Source organism: Bradyrhizobium sp. CCGUVB1N3, from assembly GCF_024199925.1.
Taxonomy (GTDB): Bacteria; Pseudomonadota; Alphaproteobacteria; order Rhizobiales; family Xanthobacteraceae; genus Bradyrhizobium.
Genome location: NZ_JANADR010000001.1, coordinates 4,748,919 through 4,772,500, shown reverse-complemented (window position 1 = coordinate 4,772,500; position 23,582 = coordinate 4,748,919). Strand labels below are relative to the sequence as shown.

General features: G+C 63.1%; 20 protein-coding genes, 1 tRNA gene and 1 pseudogene (1 of these 22 only partly in view). 7 read left to right on the top strand and 15 right to left on the bottom strand.

Annotation, left to right across the window (positions count from 1 at the left end):
- The 6 genes and pseudogenes from NLM33_RS22755 to NLM33_RS22730 all read right to left on the bottom strand — a co-directional run.
- Positions 1–1,162, bottom strand: the 5' portion of a protein-coding gene (locus NLM33_RS22755; protein ID WP_254098927.1) for an NAD(P)H-dependent oxidoreductase. It extends 149 nt beyond the left edge of the window; the window shows 1,162 of its 1,311 coding nt (coding positions 1–1,162); its start codon is at positions 1,160–1,162; its stop codon lies beyond the left edge, outside the window.
- A 193-nt stretch (positions 1,163–1,355) separates the two neighbouring features.
- Positions 1,356–2,156, bottom strand: coding sequence for a phytanoyl-CoA dioxygenase family protein (locus tag NLM33_RS22750; protein ID WP_254098925.1), 801 nt, complete (start codon positions 2,154–2,156; stop codon positions 1,356–1,358).
- Between the two features lie 140 nt (positions 2,157–2,296).
- Positions 2,297–2,971, bottom strand: coding sequence for a GntR family transcriptional regulator (locus tag NLM33_RS22745; protein WP_254098923.1), 675 nt, complete (start codon positions 2,969–2,971; stop codon positions 2,297–2,299).
- Between the two features lie 244 nt (positions 2,972–3,215).
- Positions 3,216–4,472 carry a M20/M25/M40 family metallo-hydrolase gene (locus NLM33_RS22740; protein ID WP_254098921.1) on the bottom strand — a complete coding sequence of 419 codons (1,257 nt, stop codon included), beginning with the start codon at positions 4,470–4,472 and terminating at the stop codon, positions 3,216–3,218.
- Between the two features lie 86 nt (positions 4,473–4,558).
- On the bottom strand, positions 4,559–5,371 hold the full coding sequence (locus NLM33_RS22735) for an alpha/beta fold hydrolase (protein ID WP_254098919.1): 813 nt from the start codon (positions 5,369–5,371) through the stop codon (positions 4,559–4,561).
- Between the two features lie 2 nt (positions 5,372–5,373).
- Positions 5,374–6,173: pseudogene (locus NLM33_RS22730) on the bottom strand (alpha/beta fold hydrolase).
- A 138-nt stretch (positions 6,174–6,311) separates the two neighbouring features.
- Here NLM33_RS22730 and NLM33_RS22725 point away from each other — a divergent pair.
- A complete protein-coding gene (locus tag NLM33_RS22725) occupies positions 6,312–6,854 on the top strand; it encodes a methylated-DNA--[protein]-cysteine S-methyltransferase (RefSeq protein WP_254098917.1) in 543 nt (180 codons plus the stop codon).
- 173 nt (positions 6,855–7,027) lie between these two features.
- Here NLM33_RS22725 and NLM33_RS22720 read toward each other — a convergent pair whose 3' ends face one another.
- The 3 genes from NLM33_RS22720 to NLM33_RS22710 form a co-directional block, all read right to left on the bottom strand.
- Positions 7,028–7,897 (bottom strand): MBL fold metallo-hydrolase, encoded by an 870-nt coding sequence (locus NLM33_RS22720; protein WP_254098915.1) that lies wholly within the window; start codon positions 7,895–7,897, stop codon positions 7,028–7,030.
- A gap of 421 nt (positions 7,898–8,318) precedes the next feature.
- Positions 8,319–8,930, bottom strand: a complete 612-nt coding sequence (locus tag NLM33_RS22715; RefSeq protein WP_254098913.1) for a glutathione S-transferase family protein — start codon at positions 8,928–8,930, stop codon at positions 8,319–8,321.
- Between the two features lie 186 nt (positions 8,931–9,116).
- On the bottom strand, positions 9,117–9,959 hold the full coding sequence (locus NLM33_RS22710) for a fumarylacetoacetate hydrolase family protein (protein ID WP_254098911.1): 843 nt from the start codon (positions 9,957–9,959) through the stop codon (positions 9,117–9,119).
- A gap of 355 nt (positions 9,960–10,314) precedes the next feature.
- Here NLM33_RS22710 and NLM33_RS22705 point away from each other — a divergent pair, with 355 nt between their 5' ends.
- Positions 10,315–11,256 carry a transposase gene (locus NLM33_RS22705; protein WP_254098909.1) on the top strand — a complete coding sequence of 314 codons (942 nt, stop codon included), beginning with the start codon at positions 10,315–10,317 and terminating at the stop codon, positions 11,254–11,256.
- Positions 11,257–11,312: 56 nt separating this feature from the next.
- Here the strand turns inward: NLM33_RS22705 and NLM33_RS22700 are convergent, their stop codons facing one another.
- From NLM33_RS22700 to NLM33_RS22690, 3 genes are all read right to left on the bottom strand, one after another.
- Complete coding sequence (locus tag NLM33_RS22700) at positions 11,313–12,161, bottom strand: MBL fold metallo-hydrolase (protein ID WP_254098907.1); 849 nt, start codon at positions 12,159–12,161, stop codon at positions 11,313–11,315.
- Positions 12,162–12,324: 163 nt separating this feature from the next.
- Positions 12,325–13,107 (bottom strand): SDR family oxidoreductase, encoded by a 783-nt coding sequence (locus NLM33_RS22695; RefSeq protein WP_254098905.1) that lies wholly within the window; start codon positions 13,105–13,107, stop codon positions 12,325–12,327.
- Between the two features lie 122 nt (positions 13,108–13,229).
- On the bottom strand, positions 13,230–13,742 hold the full coding sequence (locus NLM33_RS22690; RefSeq protein WP_254098903.1) for a CvpA family protein: 513 nt from the start codon (positions 13,740–13,742) through the stop codon (positions 13,230–13,232).
- Between the two features lie 110 nt (positions 13,743–13,852).
- Here NLM33_RS22690 and NLM33_RS22685 point away from each other — a divergent pair, with 110 nt between their 5' ends.
- Entirely contained in the window at positions 13,853–14,614 is a 762-nt protein-coding gene (locus NLM33_RS22685; RefSeq protein ID WP_254098901.1) for an SDR family NAD(P)-dependent oxidoreductase, read from the top strand.
- A gap of 173 nt (positions 14,615–14,787) precedes the next feature.
- Here NLM33_RS22685 and NLM33_RS22680 read toward each other — a convergent pair whose 3' ends face one another.
- The gene (locus NLM33_RS22680) at positions 14,788–16,392 is read right to left on the bottom strand and encodes a GMC family oxidoreductase (protein ID WP_254098899.1); all 1,605 of its coding nucleotides are present in this window, start codon (positions 16,390–16,392) and stop codon (positions 14,788–14,790) included.
- 509 nt (positions 16,393–16,901) lie between these two features.
- Here NLM33_RS22680 and NLM33_RS22675 point away from each other — a divergent pair.
- Positions 16,902–16,978, top strand: a tRNA-Met gene (locus NLM33_RS22675).
- On the opposite strand, the gene NLM33_RS22670 is transcribed toward NLM33_RS22675, so the two are convergent.
- A complete protein-coding gene (locus NLM33_RS22670; protein WP_254098897.1) occupies positions 16,964–17,425 on the bottom strand; it encodes a hypothetical protein in 462 nt (153 codons plus the stop codon). The genes NLM33_RS22675 and NLM33_RS22670 overlap by 15 nt on opposite strands.
- Positions 17,426–18,023: 598 nt before the next feature.
- Positions 18,024–19,631, bottom strand: a complete 1,608-nt coding sequence (locus NLM33_RS22660) for a XylR N-terminal domain-containing protein (RefSeq protein ID WP_254098895.1) — start codon at positions 19,629–19,631, stop codon at positions 18,024–18,026.
- Positions 19,632–19,899: 268 nt separating this feature from the next.
- On the opposite strand from NLM33_RS22660, the gene NLM33_RS22655 reads away from it, so the two are divergent.
- The 3 genes from NLM33_RS22655 (at position 19,900) to NLM33_RS22645 (ending at position 23,512) form a co-directional block, all read left to right on the top strand.
- On the top strand, positions 19,900–20,415 hold the full coding sequence (locus NLM33_RS22655) for a 2,4'-dihydroxyacetophenone dioxygenase family protein (protein ID WP_254098893.1): 516 nt from the start codon (positions 19,900–19,902) through the stop codon (positions 20,413–20,415).
- Positions 20,416–20,528: 113 nt separating this feature from the next.
- Positions 20,529–22,244: a GMC family oxidoreductase gene (locus NLM33_RS22650; RefSeq protein ID WP_254098891.1), complete on the top strand. Its 1,716-nt coding sequence runs from the start codon at positions 20,529–20,531 to the stop codon at positions 22,242–22,244.
- Positions 22,241–23,512, top strand: coding sequence for an ABC transporter substrate-binding protein (locus tag NLM33_RS22645; protein ID WP_254098889.1), 1,272 nt, complete (start codon positions 22,241–22,243; stop codon positions 23,510–23,512). The genes NLM33_RS22650 and NLM33_RS22645 overlap by 4 nt, the downstream gene beginning before the upstream one ends.
- The last annotated feature ends 70 nt before the right edge of the window (positions 23,513–23,582 follow it).

Genomic DNA, 23,582 nt, shown 5'->3' with positions numbered 1-23,582 from the left:
GCGCGCCGATCTTCAAACTGCTCGCTGCCGGCATCAGCTTGCCCCACACCGTGTAACCGCCTTCCCCGTCAAGCATCTCGCCTGCGCGTAGATTGCGCTTGGCGACCGCGGCGACATCGCCGCGGAAGCCTGTCGCCTGGCCCGTGGGTTCGCCCCGCAGCGCCGCTGACAGCACCGAGATGTTCAGCTCCAGCCCGATCAGATGATAGGGCTTGTACATCGCAGCATACCGGCCGCTCGCGTCGGTCTTCAGGCCGTATTGCCTGAAGCAGTCGGCGGCGTAATCGTTCGGCGCCTCCAGAACGACATAGACACCCCAGCGCAGGTCACGAAACACCGGCCGGCCGTCGCGCTCGAGCGAGGACACCACTTCCACCACGCCGGATCTCTCCAGCACGCCGCCTTTGTCGCGCGGCCGCATGATGTGCGGCAGATCGTCGACGCCGCAGGGCGGAAACAACAAACCATCCGCAGGCACATCCAGCGTGCAGGCATTGGCGATCGCCGCCATCTCGATTGCCGACTTGGTGCCGTCGAGGAAGGAATTGAACATCTGCGGATTCATCCCCGCAGACTGCGCCTCGCCTGCGGTGAGGCCATAATGCTGCCAGACGCCATCCGGCGTCACGTCGTGATAGGCCGGCAGATATTTCGTGCCCTTGCCGGCCGCGACCACGCGAAAGCCGGTCGCGCGCGCCCAGTCGACCATCTCGGCTGTCAATGCCGGCTGGTCGCCATAGGCGAGCGAGTAGACGACTCCGGCCTTGCGCGCTTCCTGCGCGAGCAGTGGGCCCGCCAGCACATCGGCTTCGACATTGACCATCACGATGTGCTTGCCGGCCGCGATCGCCGCACGCGCGTGGCGGATGCCGACGGCGGGATTGCCGGTCGCCTCGACCACGACGTCGATCGGGCCATTGATGGCGCGCACGCCGTCGTCGGTGAAGCTGGTGGCGGCGATGCGCTCCGTATCCCAACCGACGGTGCGGCACGCCTCGCGCGCACGGTCGCGGTCGAGATCGACGATGACAGGCACCTCCAGTCCCGGCACATGTGGCACCTGCGACAGGAACATCGAGCCGAACTTGCCGGCGCCGATCAGCGCCACGCGCACCGGCTTGCCGGTGGCGGCGCGGGCTTGGAGGAGGTGGAAGAGGTTCATGGGGGAATATCCAGTGCGACTATCGTGTCCCGGACGCGGTGCAGCGTGTAACGCTGCTCCGCAGAGCCGGGACCCAGTGAGGGAGCAGCCCAAGCGGCGTGGGCCCCGGCTCAGCAGCGCGCCGCCATAGCGCGTCGAAGACGCGCGTAAACGCGCTTCTGGCGCTGCGCTGCGTCCGGGGCACGAGACCTGTTTACTCCGCCGCCTGCCGCGGCGCACGCGCCAACCGCAGCAGCGCGTCGTCGTCGACGGTCTTGATCGGCGCAAAGTCGCGGTGCGCGATGTACTCCGGCCGCGTCGGCGTGCGAATATAGTTCGAGACCGCGTTCAGCGTCAGGTACACGATCTTGCGCGGGTAGGGCGTGATGTTGCCGCTCGATCCGTGCACGAGATTGCCGTGGAACATCAGCATGCCGCCACCCTTGCCGGTCGGCGCGACGATGCCACCCTGCTTGACGAGGCGCGTCACCGTCTCCTCGTCCAGCGTCCACAGCGGATAGGATGTGGTCGCAAGGTCGTGCGAGGCCGCGAGATCGCCGGCGTTCTGGCTGCGCGGCACCAGCATCAGCGGACCGTTGATCGGCATCACCTCGTCGAGGAAGATCGCGATGTTCATCGCGCGCGGCTCGGGCATGCCGTCGTCGCGCTTCCAGGTGCCGTAGTCCTGGTGCCACTGCCAGACGTCGCCGGTGAAGGCCGATTTCGCGTTGATCTTGAACTGATGCATGTAGACGGGCTCGCCGAACACCTGCTCGACCGGCTCGATCATGCGCGGATGCCTGCCCAGCACGCCGAAGGCTTCGTTGTAGAGATGCGCGGCAAAGGCCGTGCGCGGCGCGCCGCTCTTTTCGCGCCAGACCTCGGGCCGCTCACCGTCGTAGATGCCGACCGCTTCGCGCGCGAGGAAATCGACCTCGTCCTGGCTGAACAGCTCGGGGAGGAACAGCCAGCCCTCGCGGTGGAAGAACTCCAATTGCTCCTGGGTCAGTTTCATGGGTCGCATCCTCCGTTGTTTATCGTTGTTGTCATTCCGGGGCACGCGAAGCGTGAACCCCAATGCGCAATTGCGCATTGTGGAATCTCGAGATTCCGGGTCTGGTCCTTATGACCATCCCGGAATGACGGCGCAAATTGCTACGCCGCCTCTTCCGTCGCCCTCAATCTCTCCTCGGTCATTCGTCCGGCCGTCTGCGCATGCGCCAGCGCGGCGCGTTCGGCCGCTTTGGCTTCGCCTGCGAGAATGTGTCCGGCAATCGTCGCATGCTCGGCCCAGGCGCTGTCGCGATAGTCGAGCTCGGACAGCACGGTCGCCATCGAGCGACGCATATGTGGCCATTGCGGCGCGATCGTCTCCTCGATCACGGGATTGCCGGCGAGATGATAGATCGCGCGATGAAACTCGACGTCGAGCGCGATCAGCTCGTTCAACGACGTCTTGCGATTGATGGCGCGGCCGGCCCGCAGCGCGGCCGCAAGCCGCTCGCGTCCCGCGGCATCGCTCGCGATCCGTTCGGCCGCAAGCCGCGCCGCCAGCGCATCGATGGCGCTGCGCACCTCGTAGAGCTGGCGAATGCGTGCGGGATCGAGCTGCGTGACTTCGAATCCGCGCCGGCCGCTCTCGGCAACCAGTCCCTGCCGATGCAACAGATGCAGCGCGTGCGACACCGGCTGGCGCGACACGCCGAGCCTGTCGGCGAGCTCGTTCTGTCGGATGCGCTGACCGGGCTGCAAGGTGCGATCGGTGATCGCCTCCAGGATGCGGGCATAGACCTGGTCGATCAGATTGGGCAGCGGGTCGAGCGGGATCACGCCGGCGGCTCCTTACAGAATACGGAATTCTGTATGCGAAACTATTGCCGGAGGGCAGGAGAGTCAAGGCGTAGCAGCCTTTCGACTGGTGGCCATGTAACCATTTGAAATTACGTCGATTCTGTCATGGCCGGGCATGTCCCGGCCATCCACGATCTTCTACACGCCAATGCGCGGATACCCCGGGACCAGCCCCGGGCATGACGGTGTGGAGACGGCGTGCCTCATCCAGAAGACCGCTCGCCTACTTCCGCCTCCCCTGCTCGATCAGCATGCGCGTCATCAGGTAGAGCCGCGGCACGATCGAGTTGGTGTCGATGAACTCGTCGCGGGCGTGATAGCCGAAGCCGGCAAGACCGAAGCTTTCGACGACGACGGCCTTGCCACTGCGGTTGGCGTAGCCGGCGTCGGTCGCGCCGCCCGTCATCTCGGCGATGTCGAGCTTGCGGCCGAGCTCCGCGTAGATCGTCTGTCCCTCCTGTGCGAGCGCGCGGCCGCGCTTGCCGGCAACGAAGGGCGGACGCCCCGGCACGATCGTCACCGTCGTCTCGGTGTCGGGCACGAGCTTGTTCTTGACCTTCTCGTCGAGCGCGGCCTGGAGCTCGGCAACGCCGTCGGAAACGGTGAGGCGGATATCGGCGCCGGCCTCGGCATCCTCCGGAATCTGGTTGCGCACGGTACCGGCCTTCGACGTCGTCCAGTTAAGCTGCGTGCCCGGGATGGACTTCGCGACATCCTGGGTTTGCAGCAACTGGTGCGAAAGCTCGATCAGCGCGTTGCGGCCGTGGTCCGGCGCCGCACCGGCATGCGACGCGCGTCCCTTCACCTTCATTGTTCCGGTCGCGGTGCCGCTCGCACCCAGCAGCAGGGAATCGTTCCGCGCCGGCGGCGAGGAGGCCGTCGGCTCGCAGGACAGCACCACGTCGTGCTGGTCGGCAAGCTGTGAGATGAATTCGCCCGAGCCGATCGAGCCGACCTCCTCGTCCGGATTGAGGGAGACCGTCAACGTGGCGTAGTCGTGCCAGCCTGTGTCCTTCAGGATTTTGAGCGCGTGCAGGATCACGGCGATGCCGCCCTTGTCGTCGGCAATGCCGGGCCCGAAGATCTTGGTGCCGTCGACATGGTACGGCTCGGTCGCGAGAATGCCGCGCTGATAGACCGTGTCCATATGCCCGATCAGCAACAGCTTGCGCGTACCCGTGCCCTCGAAGGTGCCGACGACAATATCGGCGCCGGCGCCTGCCGTAGTCTTCTGCCGCCGCGTCGTGGCGCCCAGCGCCTTCAGGCGCGCTTCGGTGAAGTCCGCCATCTTCGCGAGCCCCTCGACATCGCTGCTGCCGCTCTCGATCATCACCATGTCGTGCAGCGTCTCGATCAGCGGCGCCTTCTCCTGCTCGGCTGCGGACTTCAGCTTCTCGTCGGCGGCCGCATGCGCTGTGGCGCTGGCGCACACAAGGCCAAGCAGGGAAAGGGCGAGGAGGGGAACGAGGCGGGATTTCATCAAGCTGTCCTTTCGCGTCTTGAGCGCCGGCACCGCGCGCGATTGCGCGTGAGCCTAGCACTGCTGCAAAGGGGGAGGGAACGAAGCTATCCCTCCAAAAACTCCGTGACCACGTTGGCGTATTCCTGCGGTGCCTGTTCGAACATCCAGTGGCCGGCATTCGCAATCACAGCCGTCTTCGCGCCGGCGATGTGCTCGGCCAGCACGCGCCAGATTGCCGACAGGCCCCCTGTCGTCGCGCCGCCGCCGATCAGCAGTGTCGGCGTCCTGATGGCCTGCGCGTCGGCCAGCGTGTAGGGCTTGCGCTGCTCGTTGAGCTGGCCGAGGAAGGTGACGACGTTGTCGCGCAATTGCTGTTTTGCGGCGGCCGGCACGCGCCGCCAGGTGCCGTCGCCCTCAATGCCCTCATAGAAATTCTGCAGCGCGCCTTCGACGTCGCCGGCATGGATCATCTCGACCGAGCGCGCCGTGCGCGCTGCGAGCGGTGGATGCGCGGGCGTACCTGCCGCGACCGGCAGGCTGGCGTCGAGATCGCCGCCGGGCTCGGCGAGCACCAGCTTGCGCAACAGGTCAGGCCGCGCCTGCGCCACGCGAAACGCGATGTGACCGCCGCGCGAATGTCCCATCAGGTCGACCGGCGCGCGCCCACTTCTCTCGATGAAGCCGATGACGTCGGCGACATGCTGGGCCATCTTGTAGTCCTCGCCGGCACCGTCCCAGTGCTCGGGAAAGAAATGCCGCAGGCTGACCGCGATGACGCGATGCTTTTTCGAGAGCGGGCCGAGCACCGAATACCAGGTCCGGAAATCGCCGAGCGTGCCGTGCACGCAGACCAGCGGTGGGCCTTCTCCGACCTCGAGATAGGCCATGTCGTATCCGTTGACGTGAACAGTCTGCATGATCAGCCCGCCAGAAAATCCAGGACGACGTCGGAATATTTTCGCGGCGCCTGCTCGAACATCGGATGCGTCGTGTTCTCGATGACCGCCGTCCTGGAGTAGGGCACGTGAGCCGCGAGCGCACGCAGAACTTTCGGCAGCAGGCCTTTTGTTCGGGCGCCGAGAATGAACAGCGTTGGCATCAGAATCGATTCCGCATCGGCCTTCGAGAACGGCGGGCGGTTGTCCCTGACCTGCCCGATCAGCGTATAGGCGTTGTCGCGCAAATTCTGCTTCACCATCGCCGGCAGCCGCGGCCATGTGCCCGCTCCCTCCAGCGTGTCCACGAAAACGGCAAGGCCGCCGTCGACGTCGCCGGCGGCGATCTTCTCCGCAGAGGCCGTGAAACGTGCCAGCAGCGGCGAGGGGCCGCCTCTGTAGTCCGGATCAAGGCTGCTATCCAACTCGCCGCCGGGCTCGGCGAGGATCAGCCGGCGCAACAAATCCGGCCGCGCCTGCGCGACGCGAAAGCAGATATGCCCGCCGCGGGAATGGCCCATCAGATCGACCGGATGAAGGCGATAACGTCATCGACATGCTGCGCAATGGAATAGGTGTCGCCGACGCCATCCCACTGCGCCGGGAAGAAGTGCCGCAGGCTGACACAGATCAGCCGGTGGCGCTGCGACAGCGGTCCGTGCACGCAGCCCCAGACCCGGAAATCGTTGAGCGAGCCGTGCACGCAGACCAGGGGCGGTCCTGCCTTCGCTTCGCCCACGTCGAGATAGGGCATGTCATATCCGTTGACGTGAAGGCTCTGCATGGAGGCTCTCGAAAGGGGGCAGGAACTCCTGTGCAAGATTCCCGGAAACCGGGTGGATCGCAACTATTTCCAAGCCTAGATTGCGCAGGAAGATCACAAGCGGGGGCCTGCGACGAGGAAGAGCCCAGGAACCGAGTCATGACCGACCAGCATTTCGTCCTGTTCGAGACCAAAATCGGCCTGTGTGCCATCGCCTGGGGCCCGCGCGGCATCAACGGCGTGCAACTGCCGATGGGCGGCGAGGACAAGATCCGCACCCGCATCCAGCAGCGTCATGCCGACGCCAGCGAGGCGCCGCCGACCGCTGAGGTGCAGCAGGCGATCGACCGCATCGTCAAGCTGCTCGCTGGCGAGCCTGATGATCTCACCGACATTCCGCTCGATCTCGACGGAGTTCCCGACTTCAATCGCGGCGTCTACGAGATCGCCCGCACCATCCCGCCCGGCAAGACCATGACCTACGGCGATATCGCAAAGCGCCTCGGCGGTGTCGAATTGTCGCGCGATGTCGGCCAGGCGCTCGGCCGCAACCCGTGCCCGATCGTCGTGCCCTGCCATCGCGTGCTGGCTGCCGGCAACAAGCCCGGCGGCTTCTCCGCCAATGGCGGCGTGGTGACGAAGCTGAAAATGCTCGAGATCGAAGGCGCGCTCGTCAACCACACGCCGAGTTTGTTTGATTGAGGTCTCTTACCCTCCCCTGGAGGGGGAGGGTCGCTATGCATGGAGCGAAGCGGAATGCGTAGCGGGGTGGGGTGAGGGTCCCTCCGCGTCGAACGCTGCCCGGGTTGAGAGGTCACCCCACCCCGCTCGCGCTTCGCGCGATCGACCCTCCCCCTCCAGGGGAGGGTAAGCGCTCACACCGCCGCGCAGACGAAGGCGTTGCCCTTGCGCCGGATCTTGCCGCTGGACGGCGAGGGGAAATGCGCCGTGCAGCACAGCGTATCGGTGTCGCAATAGCGCTCGAGGAAGCTGCGGCGGGTTTTCGCAGCTTGCGCCTGGTTGACGTCGAACTTGATCGACAGCTCCGGATAGAGCGTCTGCAGCGGCGAGTGCATGAGATCGCCCGAGAACACCGCGTCGTCCTTGCCGCGGCCGAAGGTGAAGGCGACGTGCCCGGGCGTGTGGCCCGGCGTCGGCAGGATGCGGACGTGATCGCCGATCTGGTGATCATTGCCGACCAGCTCATGGCGCTTGGCTTCGACCACCGGCAGCACGCTGTCGACGAAAGGCGGCACCTCTGCCTTCGCGTTCTGCTCGGACCAGTAGTCGAACTCCTGCTTGGCGAACAGATAACGCGCCTTGGGGAAGGTCGGCACCCAGCGGCCGTTCTCCAATCGCGTATTCCAGCCGACGTGATCGACATGCAGATGCGTGCACATCACGAAGTCGATGTCGCCAGGCGAGACACCGGCGGCGCCCAGCGCGCGCAGGTACGTGTCGTCGGTCTTCATATTCCATTTCGCCCGATTGGGCCGCGGTTTGTCGTTGCCGATGCAGCTATCGATCAGGATGGTGTGATGCGGCGTCTTCACCACATAGGACTGGAAGCACAGCATCAGCACATCGTTGTCGTCGAGCGCTTTCGCCTGCTTCATCCAGGCGCGGTTCTCGGCCAGTACCTCGGGCGTGAGTCCGGGCAGCATTTCCAGCGCCGGCACGAACGAGGTTTCCTGTTCGATGACGCGATGGATGGTGAGATCGCCGATCGAGAATGTGAGGCTCATGCTAACTTCTCCTGGTATCAATGCGCGTCGCGCACGGATGGAATGACGATATTGGAAAGGATGTCGATGGCAGCCAGGCCTTCCTTCGGCTGGCCGTACTGCGCAGCAGTGGTCATCATGACGAGATCAAGGTCGGGCACGATGAAGATGCGTTGGCCGCCCCAGCCAAGCGCGCCGACCCACTTGATTTCCTTGCCGTCTGCGAGCGAGTGCGCCGTCCATGCCGACGCTATCTGGAGACGCTGTCGCCCAGTCGTCGCCGATCGATGATGGCGAACCGCAGGCGAGGTTTTGTTGTCCAGGCGTCATGCCGTCAGCTCGCACATGAGCAGAGACGATCAACGCGAGCACAAGGCTCGCGCCGAGAATTGTGAGGCGGGGAAAACGGTCGCACATCGTCATTCTCCCCAAAGGTCCTGCGCTACGCCGGCGGCGGCACCGAGATTTTCACGGAGGGACGCTCCAGCATCTTCTGATGGAAAGCGTCGAGCTTCGGATAGGCCTTGCGCCAACCGCAATCGGCGAAGCGGAAGTCGGCATAGCCGAGCACGCAAACGAGGCCGATCTGCGAGATGTCGAACGGACCGTTCAGGACTTCGGGGCGGTTCTCGAACCGCGCCATGCCGGTCCATGCCCGGTTCCAGTGGTCGTCGGCCCAGGCCTGCCATTGCAGCCCCTGCGGCCGTACCATCCTCTCGTAGCGGCACAGCAGCATGGAATCGAGCATGCCGTTGAGCAGCGAATGATCGGTCTTGGCCGACCAGCGGCGCGGACCGTAATCCGGGATCAGATTGCCGCCGGCGAGCTCGTTGAGATATTCGAAGATGACGTAGGAATCGAGGATCACCTCGCCATTGTCGGTGATGAGCACCGGCAGCTTCTTCAGCGGCGTGATGCGCGAATAGTCCTCGTTCGCCTGCCCCGGCGCGACGGTTGCGGGCACGAATTCGATTTTGTCGACGAGCCCAAGCTCGATCGCGGCAATGCGCACCTTGCGCGCGAAGGGCGAGGCGGGGGAGAAGGTGAGCTTCATTTGGAATAACCTCTGTCCAAAAATACAGTCCTCATCCTGAGGAGCGCGCCCATGGGCGCGCGTCTCGAAGGATAGGCAACGAGAGATGCTCTCGCGTCACCCGGCGCAAAACGTCGGATGACCGTGTTCCTGGCTCATCCTTCGAGACGCGCGCTCTGCGCGCTCCTCAGGATGAGGACAGAGAGCCTACGCCGCGACGATCTCCTGGCGCTGCTCGCCGAGACCTTCGATGCCGAGCGCGACGACGTCGCCGACATTGAGATAGGTCGGCGGCTTCATGCCCATGCCGACGCCGGGCGGTGTACCCGTCGTGATGATGTCGCCGGGCAGCAGCGTCATGAACTGCGAGACGTAGGAGACGCACTGGGCCATGGTGAAGATCATGGTCGCGGTCGAACCGGTCTGACGGCGCTGGCCGTTGACGTCGAGCCACATCGACAGGTTCTGCACGTCCTTGATCTCGTCCTTGGTCGCGAGCCACGGTCCGAGCGGACCGAACGTGTCATGCGACTTGCCCTTGGTCCACTGACCCAGGCGCTCGGTCTGGAAGTTGCGCTCGGAGACGTCGTTGCAGACGCAGTAGCCGGCAACGTAGTTCAGCGCGTCGGCCTCAGAGACGTATTTGGCGCGGGTGCCGATGATGGCGGCAATCTCGACCTCCCAGTCGAGCTTGGTGGAGCCGCGCGGCTTCTCGACCTGATCGTTCGGACCGGACAGGGCGGTGTTGGCCTTCATGAAGATGATCGGCTCGGTCGGGATCGCCGCGCCGGTCTCCTTGGCGTGGTCGCTGTAGTTGAGGCCGATCGCCACGAATTTCGAGATTCCGGTGACGGGGGAGCCGAACCGGGGCTTGCCCGAGACCGCCGGCAGTGAGGCCGGATCGAGCGCTGCGAGCTTCTTTAGGGACTCCGGCGAATAGGCCTCGCCGGTCAGGTCCTTCACATGGGCCGAGAGGTCGCGCAGCTGGCCGGATTTGTCGATCAGACCGGGCTTTTCTGCACCTTTTTCACCATAACGAACAAGCTTCATTCTCGTCTCTCCCTGGATGGACTGGCCGGTTAAACAGCTTCATGGAACAGGGCGGCGGGAATTTCAACCGCCTATGGGCCGGTGCATTGCAGCCCTCTCAATTCGCTGGGTTCGCCAAGGTCTCTTGCCCCGGACGCTGCGCAGCACGAAGTGATGCGCTGCTGAGCCGGGGCCCACGTCGTGGCATTCTGGGTCCCTGTGTCTTTGAAGTCTGTCAGGATGGGTTGGGCGGGAAGCCGTTGGGTCCTTGGCGCTTGACGCCGTGAGCCGGCTCGGCCTCCCGCCCGTTCCATTACCAACCTGAACAGTTGCACGAGGCTGCGGCAACAGACCTCGCATCACAGGGACAGGCACCGTGATCATACCCCTTCGTTACGTCGGAATCGACGTCTCCAAAAAACATCTCGATATCTTTGATGAAGCTGACGGTGTGCCCAGGCGCATCGCCAACGCGGCACAGGCCATCACACAGCAGGTGACGCGTTGGCGATGCGATGCGCTGATCGTCTTCGAGGCCACGGGTACCTATGACCTCGCGCTTCGCGAGGCCCTGGATCAGGCCGGTGTCCGCTTCGCCCGGATCAATCCGGCTCGAGCTCGCGATTTTGCGCGGGCCAGCGGCCAACTTGCCAAAACCGACCCGATCGATGCACGGATGCTGGCGGCCTTTGGCCGGGTCATGCAGCCGGCAACTGAGCAGGCCGCCAATCCCGCCCGCAACGCCTTGTCGAGGCTTGCAAAACGGCGGGATCAGCTGGTTCTCATGCGCGCACAGGAGAAGAACCGGCGCAGCGAGGCTGACGACCGCGCCATGGCCGAACGGATCAGCCGCCTTATCGAGGTTCTCGACGACGAGGTTGCCGAGATCGAAGCCGACATCAAGGCGCTGACCAAGGCCGAGCCGGAGATCGCGGACGATGCAAAGTTGATGCGCTCGCTGCCGGGTGTGGGTCCCGTGGCTTGCATGCAGCTCATCGCGAAGATGCCGGAACTCGGACGTGTTGGTGCAAAACAGATCGCGGCACTCGCGGGCCTTGCCCCCTTCAACGTCGACAGCGGCGCCTTCCGTGGCAAACGCAAGATCGCCGGCGGTCGAAAGCGCGTTCGTGACGCCCTCTACATGGCTGCCCTCAACGCGGTTCGCCGGGCCGATCCGTTCAAGGCCTTCTACGCACGACTGCGACAGGCCGGCAAACCAGCCAAGCTCGCTCTCATTGCCGTCGCCAGGAAGCTCCTAACCGTCCTCAACGCCATGATGCGCGACAGGAAGCCCTACCTGCAGACCGCGCCGACATAACAGTTGCCGGCTCTGCGCAGCAGCGTTTCACGCTGCAGCGCGTCCGGGACAAGAGCTCACCCCAGCGTCACGAATTTGAACGCATCTCCATCCCGCTTGATATATCCGCCGGAAAAATGCCCGCCGATCACGAGCGTCGGGGTGTCGGCAAAGCGCGAGAACAGCTCACCTCGCGTCCTCGCTGATTGTTGCGGGTCGGAATCCACCGTCGAGCACCAGTCGAGATGCGCCATCTGGCAGGGGTGGTGTGCGGCATCGCCCGCGAGCAGTGCCTGCTCGCCACCGGAGCGGATCAGGACGCTCATATGGCCGGGGCTGTGGCCGGGCGTCGGGATCATGCTGATTTCCTCGCACAGCCGGTGGTCGCTCGGGATCAGGTCCGCGAGGCCGGCGTCCACGACGGGTTTCACGGAATCGGTGAACACGGCCGCCTTGTCCGGTTCGGTCGCGTGGTCGCGCCAATACTCGTATTCTGTTCTGCCGAACAAATAGCGGGCGTTCGGGAAACTCGGCACCCACTTCTCGCCAACGAGCTTCGTGTTCCAGCCGACATGATCGACATGGAGATGCGTGCACAGCACGGTGTCGATGCTGTCGGGCGCAAAGCCCGCCGCGGTCATGGTCTCCAGGAACGGTGTGTTGCGATTGTTCCAGGTCGGGACGTTGCGGCCCTGCTTGTCGTTGCCGAGGCCGGTGTCGACGACGATGCGGCGCGACGGCGCCTCCACCACCAGCGAATGGATCGACATTTTCAGCCGGCCCTCCTCGGTGGCGAAATGCGGGATCAGCCAGGGCAGCTTCCGGATTTCCTCAGTGCTTGCCAGCGGCAGGATGAAGCGTGTCGAGCCGACCGTCTCCATTTCCACGAATTTGGTGATCCGCACCTGGCCTACCGTCCACTGCATCTCCCGCGTCCTCTTGTTCTGGTTGCGGCGGACATTGCGTGTTTCCCCCAGCCGTCGCAATGCATCATCCGGTGCGATGCGGCGTTATCGGGGGACCCTGGGAGGGAGCCACTGTGATGATTGAAGCTCTCTCCCCGTAAGAACAGGGAGAGAGAAGAGGAGCTTACAGCGTCCCCGGGAACGCGCCGCCATCGAGCAAGATGTTCTGCCCGGTGATGAAGCCGGCCTTGGCGCCGCACAGGAAGGCGCAGGCGTAGCCGAACTCGTCGGGCTGGCCGAAGCGGCCGGCGGGATTGAGTTTTGCGCGCTCGGCCAGAATCTGATCCGGCGTGGTGCCGCGCTTGTCGGCTTCCGCCTTCGCCGTGCCGGTCAGACGGTCGGTCTCGAATGGTCCCGGCAGCAGCGCGTTGATGGTGACGTTGTTGATTACCGTCTTGCGCGAGAGGCCGGCGACGAAGCCGGTGAGGCCGGCGCGCGCACCGTTGGAGAGGCCCAGGATGTCGATCGGCGCCTTCACGGCGGCCGAGGTGATGTTGACGATGCGGCCGAACTTGCGCGCCATCATGCCGTCGACCGTCGCCTTGATCAGCTCGATCGGCGTCAGCATGTTGGCATCGATCGCCTTGATCCAGTCGTCGCGGGTCCAGTTGCGGAAATCGCCGGGCGGCGGGCCGCCGGCATTGTTGATCAGGATGTCCGGATCGGGGCAGGCCTTCAGCACGGCCTCGCGCCCTGCCGGCGTCGTGATGTCGCCGACGATCTCGGTGACCGTCACGTCCGGATGGGCCTTCCGGATCTCCTCGGCCGTCGTCTTCAGCGCGTCCGCGCCGCGCGCGGTCAGCGTGACATGCACGCCCTCATTGGCGAGCGCCATGGCGCAGGCGCGCCCCAGGCCCTTGCTGGATGCGCAGACGATGGCGCGGCGACCTTTGATCCCAAGATCCACTGTTTCACTCCGTAATGTCAGGCAGGTTTGGAGGCGCCACTGTAGCCAACCTCACTCCCGTTGATAAGAGACGGGCTGTTGCCAAAATGCATGGCGCGCCCGCGCAAGAAGGTCACGCTGTGTCAGATCGGCCGCTCCCTCTTGATACGATCGATGGCGGCCGCGGCTTCAGGCGGCAGGGACTTGAATCCCATCTGTCCGGCAGCGGAGAACAGCGGGCGCAATTGCGACCCGACGAGGAACGGAGGCTGTCGGTTGGCGGGCACCAATTGATCGAAGACCAGGACCAGCGTTGTCGCGACGAGGCCGACCCGCACGGCTCCGAGCGCTGCGCCGCCTATGCGGTCTCCGAGCCCGGCTTCGCCGACCGCATCGTCCAGCGCGGCGCGGCCGAGATGTCCAAGCGCCATGCCGGTTACGACGAAAACGCCGAAGAACAACACCCAGCCCTGAAGCAAAGGCGAGGTGGTCTCACTGACCACGTGGGGTGCGATCAGCGACATCAGCCAGACGGAGATAGGTGCAGCCAGAAGATAGGCGAGGATGGTCATCGCGCTGCGCAGCAAGCCGGTCCTGAAGCCGAAGCCTATCGCCACGGCCAGCGCTGCATAGACTGCGAGATCGAAACTGTTCATGAGCTGCGCCCTGCCTGCATGGAACGAGTGAACGGCGAACCCATCATTCCGGTTTCAGATCGCTAAAATCGTCTGTATCTATGCGGGGGGCACACCCTGGGACCTTCGCCATGTCAGACGTATTCGACGTCAGTAAAGAAACCATCCTCATTACCGGCGCGAGCCAGGGCCTGGGGCGCCAGTTTGCGCGCGTGCTCGCCGCGCACGGCGCCGCCATCGCGCTCGCCGCGCGCCAGACGAACAAGCTCAAGGCCCTCGAGGACGAGATTCGCGGCAGGGGAGGCCGCGCCGCGGCGATCGCGCTCGACGTTACCGATACTGCGTCGATCGTGAACTCGGTCGATGCCGCGGAGGCGGCGCTCGGTCCCATCACCGTGCTGATCAACAATGCGGGGATTGCGATCGAGAAGCTCGCGACCGAGCAGACCGAAGCGGACTGGGACGCCGTGGTCGGCGCCAATCTCAAGGGCGCCTATTTCCTCGCAACCGAGCTGGCGCGACGAATGATCGCACGCAAGCAGTCAGGCAACATCGTCAACATCGCCTCCGTGCTCGGCACCGGCGTGTTGAAGGCGGTCTCGCCTTACGCGATTTCCAAGGCCGGCATGATCCAGGCGACGAGGGCGATGGCGCTGGAGCTTGCGGGCAACGACATCCGCGTCAACGCGCTGGCGCCCGGCTATATCGACACCGAGATGAACCACGATTTCTGGTCGACGCCTGCGGGGGAACGATTGACAAAACGTATCCCGCAGCGCCGCATCGGCGCCGAGTCCGATCTCGACGGCGCGATCCTGCTGCTGGCATCAAACGCGTCGCGCTACATGACGGGCAGCGTGGTGACGGTTGATGGCGGGTTCTTGCTGAGTTGATCCATCTCGTCGTCCCGGACAAGCGGAGCGCAGATCCGGGATCTAACCACAGGATCTTGTTTGGCGAAGACTGGTAACCACCATCTCGCGCCACAAATACTCCCTGTGGTTATGGGTCCCGGGCTCGCGCTTCGCGCGCCCCGGGACGACACGGAATTTGCGGTCGCGTCGCTTTAACTCGCCCTCATCTCCCCCTTGATCATATCCGCGGCCTTCTCGCCGATCATGATGGTCGGCGCGTTGGTGTTGCCGCCGATCAGGGTCGGCATGATCGAGGCGTCGACGACGCGCAGGGCTTCGAGGCCATGCACCCTGAGCTTCGGATCGACCACGGCGAGCGCATCTATGCCCATCTTGCAGGTCCCGACGGGGTGATAGACCGTATCGACGCGAGCGCGCAAAATGTTGCGGATGTCGTCGTCGGTGCGCACGTCGGCGGTGAAGACGTCTTTCTGCTGAAGCGCGCGCAGCGCCGGCGCCTCCATCAGCCGCCGCGTGGTCTTGAAGCCCGCGACCATGGCCTCGAGATCCTCCTCTTCGCCGAGAAAATTCGGATCGATCAGCGGCGCCTGCATCGCATCGCTGCTTGCGAGCGTCACGCTGCCGCGGCTCTTCGGCCTGAGCAGGCAGACATGGCAGGAGAAGCCGGTGCCAGCATGGCGCTTGCGGCCGTGGTCGTCGACCATGGCCATGCCGAAATGCAGCTGGATGTCGGGAATGTCGAGATCGGGCCGTGTCTTCAGGAAGCCGCCGCATTCGGCGAAGTTGGAGGTGAGGGGGCCGCGTCGCTCTTTCCGGTATTGCAGGATGGCGCGGATCAGGCGCGGCATGCCCTTCAGCGAGATGCCGGCAAAATTCGGGTTGTCGGACGTGTAGCCGAAGATGAAGTCAGGATGATCCTGAAGGTTTTGGCCGACGCTCGGCAAATGATGCACGTTCGCGATGCCGTGCTTGCTTAGGCTCGCTGCATCGCCGACGCCTGACAGCATGAGCAGGTGCGGCGACTGGAAGGCGCCGGCGGCCAAGATCACCTCGCGTCGTGCGCGGAGCTGTTTCAACTCCTTGCCTTGCCGGTATTCGACACCGACCGCGCGCTTGCCTTCGAACAGGATCCGTGTGGCATGCGCCTGTGTCTCGACGCGCAAATTCGCGCGCCTGTTCATGTGCGGATGGACGTAGGCGCGCGCGGCGCTCCAGCGCTCGCCGTTCTTCTGCGTCACCTGGTAGATGCCGAGGCCTTCATGGTCCTCGGCGTTGAAATCCTCGCGGATGCGGAATTGTGCTTCCTGCGCGGCCTGCAAGAAGGTCTGCTGGACCGGATTGCCGGAGCGCAACCGGTTGACCGCGAGCGGGCCGCCCTTGCCGTGATACTCGTCGCCGAAATCGGCGTTGTCTTCCGAGCGCTTGAAGTAGGGCAGCACGTCGGCATACGCCCAGCCCGCGTTGCCGAGCGAGGCCCAGTGGTCGTAATCCCAGCGATGGCCGCGGATATAGACCATGGCGTTGATCGCGGAGGAGCCGCCGAGGCCCTTGCCGCGCGGTTGATAGCCGATGCGGCCGTTGAGTCCTTTCTGTGGCACGGTGTTGAAGGCCCAGTTGTTGACGGTGCCCGCCACCATCAGCACCAGCGCGCCCGGCGTGGTGACGACCCAATTGTCGCACCTGCCGCCGGCATCGAGCAGCGCGACCGAGGTTTGCGCATCCTCCGACAGCCGTCCCGCCACCGCGCAGCCGCCCGAGCCCGCGCCGATCACCACGAAGTCGAATGTCTCAGTCACCGTTGTTTCCCCCTGCAGTTTTCTTTCTTCTCGTCATTCCGGGGCGCGCGTAGCGCGGGCCCGCAATCCATTCATCCGCATCATTGGTGGCGAGATGGATTCCGGGCTCGCTTCTCCGAGTCGCCTGGGAATGACGGTGCCGACATCAGCTTGCTGAAGGTCCTAAAGCCCGATTCGCCGCGATAGGCGCCAGCGCCGCCGATCGGCTGGTTGACATGGCGTTTCCCCGTCATGTTTGTTGCCGCAGGCTGGCGCTTTGCGGAACTTATGGCAAGTGCTGGCTTTTTCGGCCCGTTACCAGCTCGTTTTGCCTGTCATAAAGTCGAAAAAAACGTCCTTCCGGGCCTTTCCAAAGCGCCTCGCGGTTGATACATAGCCCTCGCACCCGACGGGCTTTGCCCCGGGGTTGCCTTCCAAGGAAGTCTTTGGGACGCGAAAGCAAGCCACGCACCCGCGCTGGTCCGCATTCACCGTCTCAAGTCGTCTTCGGGGGCGTTGCAAAAGCTTAACGCGGGGTGGAGCAGCCCGGTAGCTCGTCAGGCTCATAACCTGAAGGTCATAGGTTCAAATCCTATCCCCGCAACCAACTCAAATTGCGAAACCCCAGCCCTCGTGGCTGGGGTTTTCGTTTTGAGAGCGACCGCCAGGATTCCGGCCAGTCACCTCGGACGTCGATCTTCAGTTCCCCGCCACCGGGTGTGAGGACGATCTCCTTCACGAGAGAACGCAGGACCTCTCCAGCTTTCAGCCGGGTTGCCTCAGTATCAGCCTTCAGCGCCCCATGCAGAGCGCTGACCTGTTCTCGATAGAAACTCGCCATCTCGGGGTGCAGCAGGGGTCGTGGTTCTTCCGCGTCAACCGATGCTTGCTCGAGTTCGGCCCTGCGGCTCTCAAGCTGAACCATCTTCGTGTTGATCTTATCGGCAGCGCCACCTTTGAGGATCAAGTTCAGCAGAGTATCGAGTTTGCGCTCTATCCGTTTGATCTTGGAGCGAGCTGCCTCGATCGACGCCGACCGATCATGCTGGGTCACCGGGGGCGGCAACCGCTACGGCTCCCGCTGAGCACCTACTCGCCTGGATGGACTGGAGGCAGCTCTTCGAGATCCTGGCGGCTGCGACCGCTGCCACAGCCATTCTCATCTATGTCGTGGTTCCCGAACGGGTCATTGTCCCATCGACATCGTCAATGCCCGCCACCCTTAGCTCCGTTTTCAACGATAAGCGTTTCTGGCGCATTGCCCCGTTGTCGGCGATTTGCGTTGGGTCGGCTTGATCTCTGCAGGGATTGTGGGCGTCGCCATGGCTGGACCAATGGTCCATGAACGATGGCCACAGACCCATCATGGCCTATCAAGTCGCGTTCGGTCTCAACCTAGCGCTGCAGATGGCGGCGATGGTTTGGTTCGCACTACCTTGGCTCCGATCCTTCGTTTCGTGGATGAGTTCGGTGCCCCTCTTCACGCCGGCTAACGCTTGCGACGCAATCAAGTCGGTCGGCGTGTATGAGAATTCAGTCGTCCTGTTGCCCGCGGATGAGGACGCGGAGTGGTGAGAACTTCATCGCCGGATAAAGGCAGTGTGTGGCGCTGCCCGTGGACTGTCGGCGGCGATCATCCAACTGCAACCGATCTATTTGGGATATGCGCTCGGGGTCCGTCTCAGTCGAAGCCGGTACGCGAGCTGAGCGCGCGATAGACCTAGCAGGCGTGCCGCAGCAGCTACGTTGCCATTACATCGCCCCATGGCTTCGTCATACATTCGCTGGTTGAGGCTTTCCAGCGTAATGGGATCTTCGGCACAATCCTGCTCCAGGCCGGAACGACCGGAACTTTGCGCCTTTCGCTGAAGTTCGTCTAGGATGACCTCGACACAGGGGCGCTCAATCCGGAACGTGCCGTCGCCCGAAGCGACCGTGATAAGCGCGGCTGTGACTATCGTTTCCAGCTCGGTGACGTTGCCACGCAACTCCAGCGCAGTGAGAAGTGCGACCGCTTCGGAGGTGAGGATCGGCTCATTTGCGCCATGGCGCCGGGCGGCTCGTTGCAGCAGCGCCTTTGCGAGCATTGGGATGTCGCGATGGCGCGTACGCAGCGGTGGCATCACGAGCGGCGCCACCGCAAGGCGATGGAGTAGACCGTCATCGAAATGCGCCGTTTCGCGCAGCTCCGTCAGGCTTCGGCGCGTTGTCGCGGCGACGCGGGAGTCGCCTTCATCGAGGCGCCGCGCCAGCCGACGTTGCAGTGCAGGGGCGAGGAGTTCGATGTCGGTAAGGACAACGCGTCTTTGCGACCGGCGCGGGCGGCGCCCACGGGTCGGCAGAACGGAGCGGTCGAACAGCGCATCGAGAGAGTCGCCGTCAAGCGTGTCCGCTGCCGCGATGTCCAGCACGCCGTCCGCCCCGAAGCGCGCTTCGCTCCATGCCCGCGCGGCGGTACGCTTACCTGTGCCAGGTTCGCCCAGGATCAGGACAGGAACATCAAAGCGCGCCACCTTTTCGATTCGTTCGCGAATAGGAGCGAGCATGAGACTTGAGACAGGATCATCGTCGCTTTGCCGCGAGACGGTTCGCTTAAGCCCAGGCGTCGCCGGCTCCGCCTTCAAGATCTCGTTGCGATAGAGCCGGACGAGTTCGTCACTCTCGCCCCAGACCTCCGCCGGCTTTCCCATGACGCGGCAATGGCCCTGGCCCATGCCGAGACATTCGAGCTCCTTGTAGACGATAAGTTTGCCAAGGCAGTGCGTAGCGTAACCCGAGGCATATCCGACCTGCGACCAGCACACCGGCTCGGCGGAATTGCCGTGGTCGCGCGAATAGTCCATCGCCTCGGCGCTACTGCGCCAGAGAAACTCTCCCGAGAACCGGCCCCTTCGGATATCGAAGTCGTTGTGAATGGTTTTCAGATTGACGCAGCCACAAAGCATGTGCAGGCGGGTTCCTGCCGTGAAGGCATCGCCCGGATCGAGCCCCGGCCAGGACCTCCGGACGAAGTCGGCGTCTTCGCGGCCCGCAACGAAGCCAAGACGCGTCATCATCACGAATGCCTCGTCGCGACCGTATCGTTCCACCAGTTGATTGCGTAGCCGGCTCATCTGGCTGGCGCGTTGCAGGACCAGCCTTTCCTTGTTGAGACGGATACTTCCGCTGCCGGGGCTGAACACAAGATCGCGCAGCAGTTCTCGGAGAGTTGGGCGGCCACCGCGGTCGAGCAGTGGCTCTTGGCCGGCATTGATCTGCAAGGCATCCTCCGAGTCCGGCCCGATCTGGTCGGTTGATTGTTGATCAAATCATCAATCCAGATCGATCAAATTGTCAATTTTTGTAACGTCGATGATCGGAGCTGGTTACGGCCGACGAGAATGTAATTTCATAAAAACTAGTATATTATCAATTAGATAGGATGTTGTCAGGTATCCCCAAAAGTCGCGCCAGGCCAAAAACGTTTGACACCATTTTTTCTGGAACTCTAGCGTCCCGACAAACAGCCATGTCCGGGGGGACGCCGCAATGAATACGCGACCGGGGATCGTCAAGCTTCCGGAAGAATCCTACGAGGCCGCCATTCGCAAATTCGCTTGCGATGGTGCTCACATCTCCGGAGACGACAAGACAAATCCTTGGGTGCCGTTTGGCGAAGCCGCGGCGATCAAGCATTTCTGTTTCGACGTGCGTGCCAATTCCGTCGCCAATATCCTCTGGGTCAAGGGTGGCGGGCGCATCGGCACGCACAAGCACCGCGGCTTCGTATCGGCGGTCACGCTCGAAGGGTCGTGGGCCTATTACGAGTATGACTGGACGGCTCGTGCGGGCGACTTCGTTTACGAACTCCCCGGTGCCGCGCACACGCTTTACTCCGACGATCCGAATGGCATGAAGGCCGTCTTCTGGATCAACGGGTCGATCGAATTCTACGACGACGACGGCAAGCACGACTTCACCGCCGACGTGTTCTGGTTCATCGAACACTACACGCGATACTGCGAGGCCAATGGCCTCGAGATCGACAAGGCCAAGTTCATCTGACGTGCGCCTCGTCCGGAGAGCCTTGTCCCGATCGTCTCACGACGGCCATCACGAAGATGCGTCGAACGTTCCAGAGAACAATGAATTCACGGTTTGTCGCAGGGGAGAGATGCGTGGACGAGTATGACTACATCATCGTGGGGGCCGGCTCGGCGGGATGTGTGCTGGCGAGCCGCCTCAGCGAGGATCCGAGCGTCAGCGTTCTTGTCGTCGAGGCCGGTGGTAGGGACAACCACGTTTTCCTGAAGATGCCCTTGGCGTGGCGTCAGGTCTGGCGCGGCCCAAAGTTCAACTGGAATTATACGACCGAGCCGGAACCATTTCTTGATGGACGACGCCTGTCGCTTCCAAGAGGCAAGGTCCTAGGCGGTTCGTCTTCGATCAACGGCATGCTTTACGTACGGGGGCATCCGCGTGACTACGATTTGTGGCGGCAGGCGGGGTGTGAAGGTTGGAGCTATGCCGATGTGCTTCCCTACTTCAAGCGCGCCGAGGGCAATTGGCGTGGCGAAGGCGACTATCACGGCGGGGCGGGACCGCTCGGCGTCAGCGCCACCGATATTTCCAATCTCAATTTCGAATTGATCCGCGATACGGTCGCGGCTGCCGGGATTCCGATGACCGAGGATTTCTCCGGAGAGCAGCCGGAGGGATTTGGCATCGTCGACCTGACGATCAAGAACGGTGTGCGTAGCAGCGCATCGGCCGCTTACCTTCGCCCGGCACTGAAGCGGACCAATCTCACCGTCAAGACTATGGCTCTGACGGAGCGGGTTTCGATCGAAAAGGGTAGAGCGACGGGCGTGACCTATGTCTCGAAGGGCGTGCGAGCCTTTGCGCGCGCCCGGCGTGAGGTGATCCTCGCCGGAGGAAGCTACAATTCACCCCAGCTTCTTTTGCTGTCCGGCGTGGGGCCGGCCGACGAAATCGCCGAGCACGGAATAACTCCCGTGCATGATCTGCCAGCCGTCGGCAAGAATCTATCCGAGCACGCGGTGTTCCATATTCAGTTTGCGATGAAAGAGCCGATTACGTTCCTGAGTCGATTGCGCGCCGATCGCGTTGCGCTGTCGGTTCTGCAATGGGCACTTTTTCGCACCGGAGATTTTGCGACCCAGGCGTTGACGGCACTCGCCTTCATCCGCAGCCGCCCCGATATCGAGCGCCCGGACATTCAACTGTTTTTCAATTCGACGCGCATGGACGCCAAGGTGTGGTTTCCCGGTATCACGCCGGCGCAACAGCACATGCTGGAAGGCTATCCTTCGATGAACTATCCGGAAAGTCGCGGCGAACTCCGGCTTCGCTCTGCCAATCCATCCGACCCACCCCGGATATGGCTCAACTTCCTGGGAACGGAGAATGACCGCGCGACGGCGCGCGAATGCATTCGGTTAGTGCAACGCATCTACCACACGCCGCCGCTCGGCGAGTTGATCGAGCGCGAGACGTCGCCGGGCGCCGAGGTCTCATCCGACGCAGATCTTGATGCATTCATCCGGCGAACGGTGGAGGTCGGCCACCATCCGGTCGGCACCTGCGCGATGGGAGAAGGAACGGCGGCCGTGGTCGATCCGCAACTCCGCGTCCATGGATTGCAGGGGCTGAGGGTGGTTGACGCCTCGGTCATGCCGACCGTGCCCGGCGGCAATACCAACGGGCCGACGATCATGATCGCCGAGCGTGCGGCGGACCTCATCGCGGGAAAGGCGCTGCTCGCTCCAGCGTCCGATCTCGTGGCGACGAGCACTGCCAGTGCGTTGCGATCGACGGCGGCGACATCTCGCAGACCCGAAACAGCAAACACCAACGAGGGAGGAGTACGATGACATCATCTGCAAAAAGGGGCGCACTGGCCATCGCATCGATGCTTGCGGCGCTCATTTTCGGTCACCCGGCGGAAGCCGCGCCGGCGCCGAAGTGCGGATTGAACTCTGGGAAGCCCGCAACCGGATCGCCAATTCCGATCGGAGGTATCGTCGGCAGAACAGGTCCGGCCGACTTCAGCTCTTCCGGCGATGCGGCCGCCGCGTATTTCAAGTGCGTCAATGAAAATGGCGGCATCAACGGCCGTCCGATCGAATACACGCTCGAGGACGACGCCTGGAAGCCCGAGCAAGCTGCGCAAGCGGCCGCCAAGTTGGTTATCGACAAGAAGGTGGTTGCGCTAGTGGGTAGCAACAGCTTCGTCGAATGTGCCGCCAACGAAGCGACATACGAAAAGAATGATGTGCTCGTCGTCGGAGCCGTCGGCATTCCCCGCGATTGCTTCTTTGGCAAGAACTATTCGTCGACGAACGCGGGACCTCGCCTGAGCAACCTTGGAGCGGTGCAATACATGCACCAGAAATTCGGCGTCAAAAACATCGTCTGCATTGCGCCCAACATTCCAGGCGTCGGCGAATTTTCCTGTGACGGCGTCAAGGCCTGGGGCGCCACAAAGGGGGCCGTAGTCAGCGTCATTCTGATCGACCCCGCAGCGATCGACATGACTTCCATCGTTCTCCAGGCGATGTCGTTCAAGCCCGATCTCATCGAGGCGAGCCTGCCGCGCGACGGCGTGATCGCCTTGCTCAAGGCCGCCGAAGACCAGGATCTCGGATCCAAGGTGAAGTTCGCAGCGCCAACCTCGGTCTATAATCTGGAGTTTCCAAAGACCATCGGTCCCTACTGGGACAACAAGGTCTATGCCCAGCTAGAGCTCGAACCCTTCGATAAGGCTTCGCCCGACATGCTGAACTGGTATGCGGTTCTCGACAAGTACGCACGCAAGGACATTCAGCGCGATACCTTCAATCAAGCCGGCTATCTCTCGGCCCGCTGGATCGTCGAGATCATGATGCAGATGGACCCGACGAAAATCGATCGTTCATCCGTTACGGCCGCTCTCCGCGGAATGAAATCGGGCTATCTGTCGGACATCGCCTGTGGCCCCTGGTATTTCGGGCCGGGAAATCGGCACAATCCCAACCATGCCGGTTCGGTGGCCGTGGTGTCGGGCGAAAAATGGGTGACCCAACAATCATGTTTCGAGGTCGAAGACCCCGACCTCGTCGATGTTCTCGCGACGGAAAAGGAAATCGGTATTCGCAAGTAAGTGCTGGATCAAATCGGGCCGAAGGTGACGAAATTCACCTTCGGTCCATCAGCGCCTGCAGCCCTTTTTC

What these genes read in the sequence shown, in the direction of transcription:
- NLM33_RS22725 (WP_254098917.1), top strand. Translation starts at nt 6,312, where the DNA reads ATGACCGACCAGCATTTCGTCCTGTTCGAGACCAAAATCGGCCTGTGT.
- NLM33_RS22720 (WP_254098915.1), bottom strand. Translation starts at nt 7,897, where the DNA reads ATGAGCCTCACATTCTCGATCGGCGATCTCACCATCCATCGCGTCATC.
- NLM33_RS22740 (WP_254098921.1), bottom strand. Translation starts at nt 4,472, where the DNA reads ATGAAATCCCGCCTCGTTCCCCTCCTCGCCCTTTCCCTGCTTGGCCTT.
- NLM33_RS22645 (WP_254098889.1), top strand. Translation starts at nt 22,241, where the DNA reads ATGACATCATCTGCAAAAAGGGGCGCACTGGCCATCGCATCGATGCTT.
- NLM33_RS22655 (WP_254098893.1), top strand. Translation starts at nt 19,900, where the DNA reads ATGAATACGCGACCGGGGATCGTCAAGCTTCCGGAAGAATCCTACGAG.
- NLM33_RS22710 (WP_254098911.1), bottom strand. Translation starts at nt 9,959, where the DNA reads ATGAAGCTTGTTCGTTATGGTGAAAAAGGTGCAGAAAAGCCCGGTCTG.
- NLM33_RS22690 (WP_254098903.1), bottom strand. Translation starts at nt 13,742, where the DNA reads ATGAACAGTTTCGATCTCGCAGTCTATGCAGCGCTGGCCGTGGCGATA.
- NLM33_RS22685 (WP_254098901.1), top strand. Translation starts at nt 13,853, where the DNA reads ATGTCAGACGTATTCGACGTCAGTAAAGAAACCATCCTCATTACCGGC.
- NLM33_RS22700 (WP_254098907.1), bottom strand. Translation starts at nt 12,161, where the DNA reads ATGCAGTGGACGGTAGGCCAGGTGCGGATCACCAAATTCGTGGAAATG.
- NLM33_RS22750 (WP_254098925.1), bottom strand. Translation starts at nt 2,156, where the DNA reads ATGAAACTGACCCAGGAGCAATTGGAGTTCTTCCACCGCGAGGGCTGG.
- NLM33_RS22715 (WP_254098913.1), bottom strand. Translation starts at nt 8,930, where the DNA reads ATGAAGCTCACCTTCTCCCCCGCCTCGCCCTTCGCGCGCAAGGTGCGC.
- NLM33_RS22735 (WP_254098919.1), bottom strand. Translation starts at nt 5,371, where the DNA reads ATGCAGACTGTTCACGTCAACGGATACGACATGGCCTATCTCGAGGTC.